Annotated in this window: 12 protein-coding genes and 1 pseudogene; 2 read left to right on the plus strand and 11 right to left on the minus strand. The window is 72.0% G+C overall.

The features are described 5' to 3' along the window. Positions 1-274: 274 nt before the first annotated feature. Entirely contained in the window at positions 275-1207 is a 933-nt protein-coding gene (locus OO60_RS19825) for a D-2-hydroxyacid dehydrogenase family protein (RefSeq protein ID WP_004559121.1), read from the minus strand. A 112-nt stretch (positions 1208-1319) separates the two neighbouring features. On the opposite strand from OO60_RS19825, the gene OO60_RS19830 reads away from it, so the two are divergent. After that, positions 1320-1739 (plus strand): hypothetical protein, encoded by a 420-nt coding sequence (locus OO60_RS19830; RefSeq protein ID WP_004559122.1) that lies wholly within the window; start codon positions 1320-1322, stop codon positions 1737-1739. A 19-nt stretch (positions 1740-1758) separates the two neighbouring features. Next, entirely contained in the window at positions 1759-2418 is a 660-nt protein-coding gene (locus OO60_RS19835; RefSeq protein WP_004559123.1) for a TetR/AcrR family transcriptional regulator, read from the plus strand. Positions 2419-2594: 176 nt separating this feature from the next. On the opposite strand, the pseudogene OO60_RS48430 reads toward OO60_RS19835, so the two are convergent. From OO60_RS48430 to OO60_RS19880, 10 genes and pseudogenes are all read right to left on the minus strand, one after another. Continuing rightward, positions 2595-2654: pseudogene (locus tag OO60_RS48430) on the minus strand (hypothetical protein); the annotation flags it as partial. Between the two features lie 74 nt (positions 2655-2728). Continuing rightward, positions 2729-3340: a GrpB family protein gene (locus OO60_RS44650; RefSeq protein WP_004559124.1), complete on the minus strand. Its 612-nt coding sequence runs from the start codon at positions 3338-3340 to the stop codon at positions 2729-2731. Between the two features lie 61 nt (positions 3341-3401). Continuing rightward, positions 3402-4232: a shikimate dehydrogenase gene (locus tag OO60_RS19845; RefSeq protein WP_033261855.1), complete on the minus strand. Its 831-nt coding sequence runs from the start codon at positions 4230-4232 to the stop codon at positions 3402-3404. Positions 4233-4248: 16 nt separating this feature from the next. Then, positions 4249-6372 (minus strand): endolytic transglycosylase MltG, encoded by a 2124-nt coding sequence (gene mltG, locus OO60_RS19850; protein ID WP_033261856.1) that lies wholly within the window; start codon positions 6370-6372, stop codon positions 4249-4251. Next, the gene (gene ruvX / locus OO60_RS19855) at positions 6369-6830 is read right to left on the minus strand and encodes a Holliday junction resolvase RuvX (RefSeq protein ID WP_051736371.1); all 462 of its coding nucleotides are present in this window, start codon (positions 6828-6830) and stop codon (positions 6369-6371) included. The genes mltG and ruvX overlap by 4 nt, the downstream gene beginning before the upstream one ends. 31 nt (positions 6831-6861) lie before the next feature. Further along, on the minus strand, positions 6862-9522 hold the full coding sequence (alaS, locus tag OO60_RS19860) for an alanine--tRNA ligase (protein WP_033261858.1): 2661 nt from the start codon (positions 9520-9522) through the stop codon (positions 6862-6864). 72 nt (positions 9523-9594) lie between these two features. Then, positions 9595-9897 carry a hypothetical protein gene (locus tag OO60_RS19865; protein ID WP_033261859.1) on the minus strand — a complete coding sequence of 101 codons (303 nt, stop codon included), beginning with the start codon at positions 9895-9897 and terminating at the stop codon, positions 9595-9597. Next, the gene (locus tag OO60_RS19870) at positions 9894-10280 is read right to left on the minus strand and encodes a DUF948 domain-containing protein (RefSeq protein ID WP_003075357.1); all 387 of its coding nucleotides are present in this window, start codon (positions 10278-10280) and stop codon (positions 9894-9896) included. Before OO60_RS19870 ends, OO60_RS19865 begins: the two co-directional genes overlap by 4 nt. A 95-nt stretch (positions 10281-10375) precedes the next feature. Further along, positions 10376-11221, minus strand: a complete 846-nt coding sequence (locus tag OO60_RS19875) for an NAD(P)-dependent oxidoreductase (protein WP_003075354.1) — start codon at positions 11219-11221, stop codon at positions 10376-10378. A 37-nt stretch (positions 11222-11258) separates the two neighbouring features. Then, positions 11259-11636, minus strand: coding sequence for a VOC family protein (locus tag OO60_RS19880; RefSeq protein ID WP_003075351.1), 378 nt, complete (start codon positions 11634-11636; stop codon positions 11259-11261). Positions 11637-11646 lie beyond the last annotated feature (10 nt).

Genomic DNA, 11646 nt, shown 5'->3' on the forward strand with positions numbered 1-11646 from the left:
CCTTCATCAACCTCTCCATGATCACTATCATGACCAGGCGCCTGACCCGCCAGAAACAGCGGGCCAGGACCACCTAACCAAGATCCAAGACAGGCTCTTAGAACACTGTTTCTCACTCACGAGCAGCCGCGGCAGGGTGTTCAGCCGAACGGACCTCGGCGGCAGGGTCCAAAGACCCTGCCGCCCGCCGGGCGCGGGTGGTGTTCTGTAGGGGTGCAGGCCCGCCGCAGGGCCGGTGCGGGGACCTCGGGCCCCGGCGGGCCGCACGCCTTCTTCACTCCATGACGCGGATCGGTTGCCCCGCCTGGTAGGCGGCGATGTCCTCGACCGCGTCGCCGTAGAAAATCTCGTAGACCTCCCGCGTGACGAAGCCGATGTGCGGGGTCAGCACCGCGTTGTCGAGTGTCCTCAGCGGATGGTCGGCGGGGAACGGCTCGGTGTCGTAGACGTCCAGCGCGGCGGCGCGGATCTCCTTGCGTCGCAACGCGTCCACCAGCGCGGCTTCGTCGACGATCGGGCCGCGGGAGGTGTTCACCAGCAGCGCGGTCGGCTTCATCGCGGCGAGCTCGGCCGCGCCGACCAGGCCGCGGGTGCGCTCGCCGAGCACCAGGTGGATCGACAGCACGTCCGACCGCGCGAACAGCTCGTCCTTGGACACCGCGGTGACGCCGTGCGGGTCCGCCTTCTCCTGGGTGAGGTTCTGGCTCCAGGCGATGGTGTCCATCCCGAAGACCTGCCCGATCTTCGCCGCACCGGCGCCGAGCCGGCCGAGGCCGAGCAGGCCGAGCGTCTTGCCGTGCAGCATGGTGCCGACGGACGTCTGCCAGCCGCCCTCGCGCATGGACCGGAACTCCTGCGGCAGGTTCCGCGACGCGGCCAGGATCAGCGCCCACGTGTGCTCGGCGGTCGGTTCCCCGATGTAGCCGGTGGCGGAGACGACGACGCCGGCGCGCCGCGCGGCGGCCACGTCGATGGCCGCGTTCCGCTTGCCCGTGCTGACCAGCAGCTTCAGGTCCGGCAGGGCGTCGAGCACCTCGGCCGGGAAGCGGGTGCGCTCGCGCATCGCGACCACCGCCTCGAAGCCCTGCAGCTGCTTGACGACGTCGGTCAGGGGTTCGGTGAAGACCGTGATGTCGGCCTGCAGCGAGTCCCAGTCACCGAAGGTGAGGGCGACGTTCTGGTAGTCGTCGAGAATCGCGATCCGCATGGCCTCACCGTAGCCGCGCCACGAAGTCCCCGCGGAGTGACGCGGCTCTCTCTTGAACGCGTTCAAAATCAGCGTTACCGTCCCTCTTGAACACGTTCAAAAAGGAGGCACCATGGATCACGTCGTCCTCGCGTACGCCCTCTACCTGCTGATCAGCATTCCGCTGACCGTGCTCGTGGCCCGGACGCTGAGCAAACACGGCCGCACCTTCCTGGCCGAGGTCTTCGCCGACAGCCCGGGCTTGGCCAACGCCGTCAACCAGCTGCTGGTCGTCGGCTTCTACCTGGTCAGCCTCGGGTTCGTGACGCTGTTCCTGACCAGCGGCGCCGACATCACCACGGCACGGGAGGTGTTCGAGATGCTGTCGGTCAAGATCGGCACGGTGGCGCTCGTGCTCGGCGCCATGCACCTGCTCAACGTCCTGGTCTTCAACGGCATCCGGCGCCGCCACCTGACCCCGAAGCCCGCGCCGGTCCCCGTGCCACTGCCGTACCCCGGCGTGCCGCAGGCCCCGCCCTTCCCGGCTCCCTGACGGCGCTAACGTGCAGCGCGTGGCCAAGAGCGAGGAAACGCGGTCCCTGATCGTCACGACCGCGATGCGGCTGTTCACCGAGAACGGCTACGACCGCACGACGATGCGCGCGATCGCCGCCGAGGCGGGCGTCTCGGTCGGCAACGCCTACTACTACTTCTCGTCCAAGGAACAGCTGATCCAGGGCTTCTACGACGAGATGGCCGGGCAGCACCTGACGGCGGCCCGTGCCCTGCTGGACGGGCGCCCGGGCTTCGCGGACCGGCTCAAGGCCGTGCTGCTGTGCTGGCTCGACGTCGCCGAGCCCTACCACCGGTTCGGCACCCAGTTCTTCGTCAACGCGGCCGACCCGGAGTCGCCGCTGAGCCCGTTCAGCGTCGACTCCTCGGCCGCCCGCGAAGCGTCGATCGGCCTGATGCGCGAGGTCGTCGACGGCTCCGACGTGAAGCTCGACCCGGAACTGCGGGACCAGCTGCCGGAGCTGCTGTGGCTCTACCAGATGGGCGTGGTGCTGTTCTGGGTCCACGACCGCTCGGCGGGCACGAAACGCAGCCGGCTGCTGGTCGAGCGCAGCGTCCCGCTGCTGGCCCGGCTGGCCGCGCTCTCCCGGCTGCGGGTGTTCCGCCCGGTCAGCCGGGAGATCGTGGACCTGATCCAGGAGCTGGCTAAGCGGGACTGACGGCCCGGAAGTACAGGAGCCGCAGGTTCGCCGTCCACGCCGGATCGACCGTGCCGGGCACCACCGCCAGTCCTCGCCGGAGTGGTGCACCGAGAAGACCGGTGCCCCGCCGGGGCAGAGGCCCGGTCCGCCGGGCAGTGCAGCACGAGCAAGGCCGTGACGACATCGATCGAGGCGTCCGGCAGCGCGAGCGGCCGGGTGATGTCTGCGACCTCGAACCGCGCGCCGGCGATCATCCCTGCGCTGGGGTCGACGCCGAGGGTATCGCTTGCCCGCTAGGTGACCGGCCAGGTCCAGGATCGCGAGGGGCTTAGCGCGCGTCGGTGACGGAGTCCTCGGCGTGGCCGTCGTACTGCTCGGCCCGGGCGCGGTCGATGATCTCGTTGATCACCGCCGTCTTGGCGTCGGCGTAGTTCTGGACGTACTTCCACACCCGGGCGGCCAGCTCGCGCTTCTTGGCCGCGTACAGCTCGAGTTCTTCCGGGTGCGAGCGCAGGCGGTCGCGGAAGAGACGGAAGCGCGGGGTCTCGCCGTTGCCCGGCGAGTGGACGTGCAGGTTGATGTTCGTGTCCGGGCCCTTGAAGCAGCGGTGCTTCTCCCAGTCCGGCTCGCGGATGACGAGCCGGTAGCCCGCCGCCGCCAGCGCGGGGACGTAGGCGTCCTCGTCGCCGGAGTCCGGGACCTCCAGCAGGATGTCGATGATCGGCTTGGCGCACAGCCCGGGCACCGACGTCGAGCCGACGTGCTCGAGGACGACCACCTGCTCGCCGAGCACCCCGCGGATGCGCTCGGCCTCCCGCTCGAACAGCTTCGGCCACTCCGGGTCGTAGTCGGCGAGGGTGATCGCCGCGTTGTGCTCCGGCGGCTCGCCGACCCAGATCGCGGCGATCTGCTCGTCGTTCAGCGCGTCTTGACTGGTCATTCCGGTAGACCCCCTTCGAAACAAGGCAGTCGACCAGATTATCGGCACGTGCAAGCGGTTTTCAGCTGATCGGCAGCGGCAGCAGGTTCCCGGTCGCCTCGCGCAGCGCGTCCCGCATCGCCGCCCGCGGGGCCGGGCGGCCGGTGAAGTGCTCGGCCTGGCCGAACGCCTGGTGCAGCAGCATGTCCAGCCCGGTTGCGAGCCGGCCGCCGCGAGCCGCGACCGCTTCGGCGAGCGGCGTCGGCCACGGGTGGTAGATGACGTCGAGGACGTGCGCGACCACGGCGAGGTCGGCCACGTGCGCGGCGACCGCGTCCGGCGGGACGGTGTTCACCAGGACCGCCGCCCCCGCCGCCAGCGCCGTGAAGTCCGTCTCGGACCAGCGCAGGACGTCGACGTCGAGCGACGCCCGCTTCGCCGCGTCGAGCGTTTCGCCGGCCCGGGCCGGTTCGCGCACGACCAGCCGCACCTGCCGCACGCCGAGGTCCGCGAGCCCGACGACCGCCGCCGCCGCGGTGCCGCCCGCGCCCAGCACGATCGCGGTGTCCCCGGGGGACGGCTGGTAGCCGCCGGCCGCCCGCAGCGCGCCGGTGACGCCCTCGACGTCGGTGCAGTCGGCGAGCCAGCCCGTCCCGGACCGCACGAGGGTGTTGGCCGCGCCGACCGCGGCCGCCCGCGGCGTCACCTCGCCGGCGTGGTCGAGGGCCGCGCGCTTGCCCGGCATGGTCACCGAAAACCCGGCCCACTCCGGGCCGAGGCCGTCGACCAGCGCCGGGAGCTCCGCGGCGCCGGTCTCGATCCGCTCGTACGTCCAGCCGGTCAGGCCGAGCGCGGCGAACGCGGCGCCGTGCAGCACCGGGGACAGCGAGTGCGCCACCGGCTTTCCGAGCACGGCGGCCTTGCGCGGCTCAGATGACACCGCGTGACCTGGCCAGGTCCCGGTTGCGGTTGTGCTCGTCGTTGGTGACCGCGAAGCACGAGAGGCCGTTCTTCTCGCACTTGACGAAGTACACCCAGTCACCCTCGGGCGGCTTGACCGCCACCTTGATCGCGTCCGGGCTCGGCACCGCGATCGGGGTCGGCGGCAGCCCGGTGTTCTTGTACGTGTTGTACGCGCCGGACTTCGCCCGGTCGCCTTCGTCCGTCAGCAGCGTCGGGCGGTCCAGCACGTAGTTGACGGTCGAGTCCATCTGCAGCCGCATGTTGATCTTCAGCCGGTTGTAGATGACCCGCGAGAGCTTGCCGAAGTCGGCCTTCACCGCCTCGCGCTCGATGATCGAGGCGATGATCAGCGTCTGGTACGGCGTCATGCCCGGGCCGGTCGACTGCGGGGTCAGCCCGTCGTTCTGCAGCGCCTCGGCCGAGCTGTGCACCAGCTGCCCGAGGATCTCCGGCGCGGTGGACCCGGGCTTGACGTCGTAGACGCCGGGCGCGATCAGGCCCTCCAGCCTGCGGTCCTTGCGGTCGGCCTTGTTCGCCGGCTCGATCGCCCAGTCCGGCACGCCGAGCTGCTTGAGGTCCGCCGCCTCGACGGCCTTGCGCAGGTCGTCGGCCGAGACGCAGGTGCTCTTCCCGTTGAGCTGCGCGCAGGACGCCTTCGCCATCAGGCTGTACACGCCGGGCGTGACCTTGCCGTCGGGCTGGGTGATGTCGTCGAACTGCGTGTACGGCCGGATCTCCAGCTGCCCGACGCGCGCGTCCGGGGTGGTGATCCGGTCGACCGCGCTGGCCCCGGACATGTGCGACTTCATCACGTAGAAGCCGTGCTGGACCCGGGCGAGCTTCGGGTTGTCCTCGCCGGCCTTCACGAACGCCTTGCCGCTGGCGACGATGCCCGCACTGGCGAGCTTCGCGCCGATCGCGGACGTCGTGTCGCCGTCGTCCACCTGGAACACGACGTCGTCGGTGCCGGCGCCGTCGAAGTCGTCGTAGCCGAAGATCCGGTTGAAGCCGTAGTAGGCGCCGCCCGCGAGCAGGGCGATCACCGCGATCGCGGCGACCCAGCCGAGGGCGCGCTTGCCCTTCTTCTTCCGCGGCTTCTCCGGCTCTTCGTCGTAGTCGTCGTACTCCTCGTCGTACTCCGCCTCGTCGTAGTCCGCGTACTCGTCGTACTCGTCGTAGTCCGCGTATTCGTCGTCCTCGGCGAGCGGCTCGGGTTCCTCGCGCGGCGCGCGGGGCGGCTCGGCCGGGGGCGGCGGGGCGAGCGCGGGCAGGACGTCGGTGACCGGTTCCTCGCGCACCGGCGGGGCCGGCGGACGGCGGCGGCGCTCGGCGCCGGGTTCGGGCACGCCTGCGGACCGGTCACCCGGCTGGGCGGGCCGCCGGGCGGGCGGTTCGGGGACGGCGTCGGGATCGGGGGCCGGGCGGCGGCGCCGCGAATCGGCGGACTCGGCCGCTTCGGGGGCGCGGCGGCGGCCGGGCGGCGGCGCGGCGGCTTCCCGCGGCTCGGGTGCCGGGCCACGCCGGCCCGGTGGGGGCTCGGCCGCGTCGGGCTCGGCGCGACGCCGTCGCGGGGGCGCCGGTTCGATGCGCTCGGGCATGGCGCGCCGCCGGCCTTCGGCTTCGCCGGGGTCCGGCGCCGTGCGACGCCGGGGCGCCCTGGCCTCGGTCTCCCCGGGGTCCGGCGCGCGGCGGCGGCGCGGGGCCGGCGGCTCGAGCTCCGAGCCCTCGTCGAGGCCGTGGCGGGCGCGGGCGGCGCGGGCCGGGGCGGCCCGCCGCTCCTGGGGGTCGACGTCGTCGTCGGCCGGGGGCAGGGTGCCCGGCGGCTCGAGGCGGCGGCGACGGCCGGACGGCGGGGCGTCCTGGCGCGGGTCGTAGGCCGGCTCCCCGGGCCGGGCCCGGCGGGAGGGCTGCGGCAGGTCGTACTCGCCGCTGGGCGCCTGCCCGCGACGCGGCGGCAGCTCGTGCTGGCCGCTCGGGGTGTGGCGCGGGTCGGCACGGCGCGGTGCGGGCCGGGACGGCGGCGGGGTGGCCGCTTCCGGCTCGCGCAGTCGCCGGCGCCCGCGTGAAGGCTCAGGTGGCTGCTCGTTCATCGGTCTCCCTCCCGGGCGCGGTGCGCAGCGGCGGCGTCGATCCAGGCCTGCAGGATCTCGACGGCGGCGGCCTGGTCGACCACCGCGCGCTGCTTGCGGCCTTTGACCCCGCGCTGGGAGAGGATGCGGGATGCGGTGACCGTGGTCAGCCGCTCGTCGCCCAGCCGGACCGGCACGGGCGCTATCCGCCCGGCCAGGCGTTCAGAATACGCGATGGCCAGCTCGGCCGCCGGGCCCTGGCGGTTGGCGAGCGTTCTCGGCAGGCCCACGATCACCTCGACCACCTCGTGTTCGGTGACGAGCGCGGCCAGCTGGTCCAGATCACTGTCGTCGGTCGCATCGCGGGAGAGGGTAACCAATGGCGACGCCAGCACGGGGGCCGGATCGCTCAGCGCCACCCCGACCCGGACGGATCCGACATCCACGCCGAGCCGGCGGCCCCGGCCCGGATCGCCCACGCCGGGACGGTCCGGGCCGCGGTTTCCGCGGTTAACCAATGCCGGCAATCGCCGAGCGCAGGGCCGTGACCGCCTCGTTCGCGCCGGCCGGGTTCGTGCCACCGCCCTGGGCCATGTCGGGCTTGCCGCCGCCCCGGCCGCCGATCTTCTCGGCGAACGACGGCACCAGCTTGCCCGCGGCGATGCCCTTGTCCTGGGCCGCCTTCGTCGTCGCGACGACGAAGCTCAGCTTCTCGCCGGCCGGCGAGAACAGCGCCACCACGCCGGGCCGCGAGCCGAGCCGGCCGCGGATGTCGGAGGCCAGCGCGCGCAGGCCGTTGCCGTCGACGTCCGGGACGACCTCGGCCACGACCGTGACCCCGCCGATCTCCTGGGCCTTGTCGACCAGCGCGCCCGCCGAGCCCAGCACCTGCTGGGTCTTGAGCTGCGCGATCTCCTTCTCGGCGTTCTTCAGCCGGGTCAGGACGTCGTCGATGCGGCCCGGCAGCTGGTCCGACGGCACCTTGAAGGTGTTCGCCAGCTGCGAGACCAGCAGCTGCTCCTTGCGGACGTACTTGAGCGCGTCCGTGCCGACCAGCGCCTCGACGCGGTGCACGCCCGAGCCGATGGAGGCGTCGGAGACCAGCTTGACCAGGCCGAGCTGGCCGATCCGGTCGACGTGCGTGCCACCGCAGAGCTCGCGGGAGTAGTCGCCCATGTCGACCACGCGGACGTCGTTGCCGTACTTCTCGCCGAACAGCGCGACCGCGCCCAGCTCGAGGGCCTTGTCCTTGGTCGTGGTGTAGCTCTGCACCTCGACGTTGGTCTGCAGGTAGTCGTTGACCTCCTGCTCGACCTCGGTCAGCACGTCCGACGACACCGAGCCGGGGGTGGTGAAGTCGAACCGCATGCGGCCCGGCGAGTTCAGCGAGCCCGCCTGCGCCGCGCGCTTGCCGTACGCGCCGCGGACGGCCGCGTGCACCAGGTGCGTCGCGGAGTGCGAACGCTCGATCGAGAGGCGGCGGTGCGCGTCGACCGAGCCGGTCAGCTTGGTGTCCAGGCCGACCTCGCCCTCGGTGACCTCGACGCGGTGCACGTACAGGCCGGGCACGATCTTCTGGACGTCCAGGACCTTCAGTTCGACGCCGTCGCCGAGGAGCACGCCGGTGTCGGCGACCTGGCCACCGCTCTCGGCGTAGAACGGCGTCCGGTCGAGGACCAGCTCGGCCTTCTTGCCCGCGGAGACGCTGCGGACCGGCTGCCCGTCTTCGAGCAGCGCGACGACCTTCGCCTCGGCCTGCAGGTCGGTGTAGCCGAGGAACTCGGTCTCGCCGTGCTGCTCCAGGACCTTGCGGTACTCCGAGAGGTCGCCGTGGCCGGTCTTGCGGGCCGCCGCGTCCGCCTTCGCGCGGGTCCGCTGCTCGTTCATGAGCGTGCGGAAGCCGTCCTCGTCGACGGTGAGGCCCTGCTCGGCCGCCATTTCGAGGGTGAGGTCGATCGGGAAGCCGTAGGTGTCGTGCAGCTGGAACGCCTTGTCGCCGGCGAGCACGTCGCCGCCGCCGCGCTTGGTCTCCTCGGCCGCGAGGTCGAAGATGCGCGAACCGCTCGTCAGGGTCGAGAGGAAGGCTTCCTCTTCGATCCGGACGACCTCGCTGATCCGGTCGAAACCGTCGACCAGCTCGGGGTAGGTCGGGCCCATCGTGTCGCGCACGACCTTCGCGAACTCCTGCAGCACCGGCTCGTGCACGCCCAGCAGGCGCGTGGAGCGGACGATGCGGCGCAGGAGGCGGCGCAGCACGTAGCCGCGGCCGTCGTTGCCCGGCGTGACGCCGTCGCCGATCAGCAGCACGCCGGTGCGGGCGTGGTCGGCGATGACGCGGAAGCGGACGTCGTCGGCGTGGTTGCTGCCGTAGCGGCGGCCGGAGAACTCCTCGGCGCGGCCGATGACCGGGCGCACGAGGTCGGTCTCGTAGACGTTCTCGACGCCCTGCAGGATCGTCGCGACGCGCTCGACGCCCATACCGGTGTCGATGTTCTTCGCGGGCAGCTCGCCGAGGATCGGGAAGTCCTTCTTGCCGCTGCCCTCGCCCCGGATGTTCTGCATGAACACCAGGTTCCAGATCTCGATGTAGCGGTCCTCGTCGACGACCGGGCCGCCCTCGCGGCCGTACTCCGGGCCGCGGTCGTAGTAGATCTCCGAGCACGGGCCGCACGGGCCGGGGATGCCCATCGACCAGAAGTTGTCGACCATGTCGCGCGCCTGGATGCGCTCGCCGGGCAGGCCGGTGATCTTCTTCCACAGGCCGGCCGCCTCGGCGTCGTCCTCGTAGACGGTCGCCCAGAGCCGGTTCGGGTCGAGGCCGTAGCCGCCTTCGCTCTGGGGCTTGGTGATCAGCTCCCAGGCGTACTCGATGGCGCCTTCCTTGAAGTAGTCGCCGAAGGAGAAGTTGCCGGCCATCTGGAAGAAGGTGTTGTGCCGGGTGGTCTTGCCGACCTCGTCGATGTCCGGCGTGCGCACGCACTTCTGCACGGAGGTCGCGCGCGGGTACGGCGGCGGCGCCTCACCGAGGAAGTACGGCTTGAACTGCACCATGCCGGCGTTGACGAACAGCAGGTTCGGGTCGTCGAGGATCAGCGGCGCGCTCGGCACGCGCGTGTGGCCCTTGCTTTCGAAATGGCGCAGGAAACGATCGGTGATTTCGTGAGTGTCCACGGGTGTGTCCTTGTGACGGTGGTTCGGAACGGGGTCGGCGGCGACGGCGAAGGGGTTCCGGGCAGGCCCGGATCAGCCCTCCGCCCGGCGAGCTCGCCGGACCGGGCGCCGGGCGGCCGCGTGCCGTCCCTCGGCGCGGGGCGCTGCCACGCCCGTCCGCTCCTCGACCATGTCGTGCAGCTCCTGTTCCCGCTCGTTCATGCCCGCGCGCACCTCGGCGCCGAACGAACCCACGGCACCCGCCAGCTCGCGCACGGCGTCCCCCAGGTTCGATGCTAACCCGGCCGGGGTGGCCTGACGAGCCGTTTCGGCGGCCTTGCGGGACAGCGCGACGCCGGCGACCACGCCGACGCCGAGCCAGAACAGCCGCTTCATTTCCCGGCCTTCCTGGCGGCCTTCAAGGCGCTCTTCTTCTTGCGCGCCTTGATCGCCTTGGACAGGCCGTAGGACAGCGCCGCGGTCTTGACCAGCGGGCCGCCCAGCGTCGCGGTGAACACCGACGTCAGCGCGGAGACGTTCCCGGTGACGGCCTGGGCGTTCGCGGTGACGGCGTCCACCCGCTCGAGCTGGGTGTTGACGTGCGTGATCGTCTCGTTCGCGCCGATCAGCAGCGGATCGGTGTTGCTGTTGGTGCGCTCGATCGCCTCGGTGGCCGCGTCCAGCGTCTTGCCGAGCTTGATCAGCGGGATCGCCAGCAGGACGACCAGCACCACGAATGCTCCTGCGGCGATCAACGCGGCGATCTGCCCTGCCGACACGGGCCCTCCTCGGTTCAGGGGTCGGGATGCCGACTGAGGTTACCGCCTGGCCGGGTCCCCGACCGTGTCACCCCGCCGGGCCCGGAAAGCCCGGCTCAGCGGTCCCCGACGATCACCCGGTACAAGGCAGCCATGTCCTCGTCGCCGTACCCGGCCTCGACCGCCGCCTCCAGGTGGGCCAGCACCGCCTTCGCGCCCGCCACGTCGACGTCGTCGCCGGCCGCCGCCACGACCAGGCCGGCGTCCTTCGCCGCCAGGCTCGCCGGGAACGCCGGCGGGTATTCGCCCGCCAGCATCGCGCCGCCCTTCACGTGGGCGTAGCCGACGTCGAGGCCGCCGCCCTTGATCGTCTCCAGGAACAGGGCCGGGTCCAGGCCGAGTGCCCGGGCCAGGCCCAGGCTCTCCGCCGTTGCGTTGGTCAGCGCGAGCACCCACGCGTTCATCACGAGCTTCAGGCGGCTGCCTCGGCCCGCGGGGCCGAGCCAGATCGTGCGCATGCCGACCGCGTCGAACACCGGCGTCGCCGCCGGCCGGGACTCCTCCGGCCCCGAGCCCAGCACCAGCAGCTGGGCCTGCTCCGCCGGCTGACGGGTGCCGAGCACCGGCGCGTCCACGAACACCACGCCCGCCTTCTCCGCCATCGCGGCCAGCCGGTCGGTCCAGTCGATGCCGACCGTGCTCATCTGCAGCCACAACGTCCCCGAAGCGGGCGAAGCAGCCTCGAACGCTTCGGCAACCGCTGGGCCGTCGGCGAGCATCGTGACGAGGATGTCCGCGCCCTCGGCCGCGGCAGCTGCGGAGGAAGCCACCGTCGCCACGTCGGACAGGGGCTCGGCCTTGGCGCGGGTCCGGTTCCAGACCCGGACGTCGAGGCCCGCCTTGGCGACGTTGGCGGCCATCGGAGCGCCCATGATCCCGGTGCCGAGAAACGCGACAGTCATGCCGCCATCGTGGCCGACGCCGAGCGGGCTCGCGCGCTCAGTAGTCGCCGAGCAGGCAGAACGGGTGGCCCGCCGGATCGGCGTAGACGCGCCAGCCGCGGCCGCCGAGGTCCGGGTCGAGCAGCCGGCCGCCGTTGGCCAGCACCTGGTGGTGGGACTCGCGGAGATCGTCGACCTCGAAGTCGAGGTGGAACTGCTGCGGGAACGCCGGGTCCGGCCAGCGCGGCGGCTGGTGGCCGTACGCCCGCTGGAAGCCCAGCACCAGCTCGTTCACGTGCAGGGTGGACCAGTCGTCGTCGACCCGCCACCGCGGGTCGGGCCGGTCCACCTCGCCGCCGAGCAGGGCCTGGTAGAAGCGGGCGAGCACGAGCGGTTCCGGACAGTCCAAGACGATGCACTGCAGCGTCGCGGGCACGGGTTCGCCT

The organism is Amycolatopsis vancoresmycina (assembly GCF_000716785.1).
Taxonomy (GTDB): Bacteria; Actinomycetota; Actinomycetes; order Mycobacteriales; family Pseudonocardiaceae; genus Amycolatopsis; species Amycolatopsis vancoresmycina.

Bases quoted from the DNA above. Each gene is read 5' to 3' on its own strand.
- OO60_RS19865 (WP_033261859.1), bottom strand. From the start codon at position 9,897: ATGAAGCGGCTGTTCTGGCTCGGCGTCGGCGTGGTCGCCGGCGTCGCG.
- OO60_RS19825 (WP_004559121.1), bottom strand. From the start codon at position 1,207: ATGCGGATCGCGATTCTCGACGACTACCAGAACGTCGCCCTCACCTTC.
- OO60_RS19875 (WP_003075354.1), bottom strand. From the start codon at position 11,221: ATGACTGTCGCGTTTCTCGGCACCGGGATCATGGGCGCTCCGATGGCC.
- OO60_RS44650 (WP_004559124.1), bottom strand. From the start codon at position 3,340: ATGACCAGTCAAGACGCGCTGAACGACGAGCAGATCGCCGCGATCTGG.
- OO60_RS19830 (WP_004559122.1), top strand. From the start codon at position 1,320: ATGGATCACGTCGTCCTCGCGTACGCCCTCTACCTGCTGATCAGCATT.
- mltG (WP_033261856.1), bottom strand. From the start codon at position 6,372: ATGAACGAGCAGCCACCTGAGCCTTCACGCGGGCGCCGGCGACTGCGC.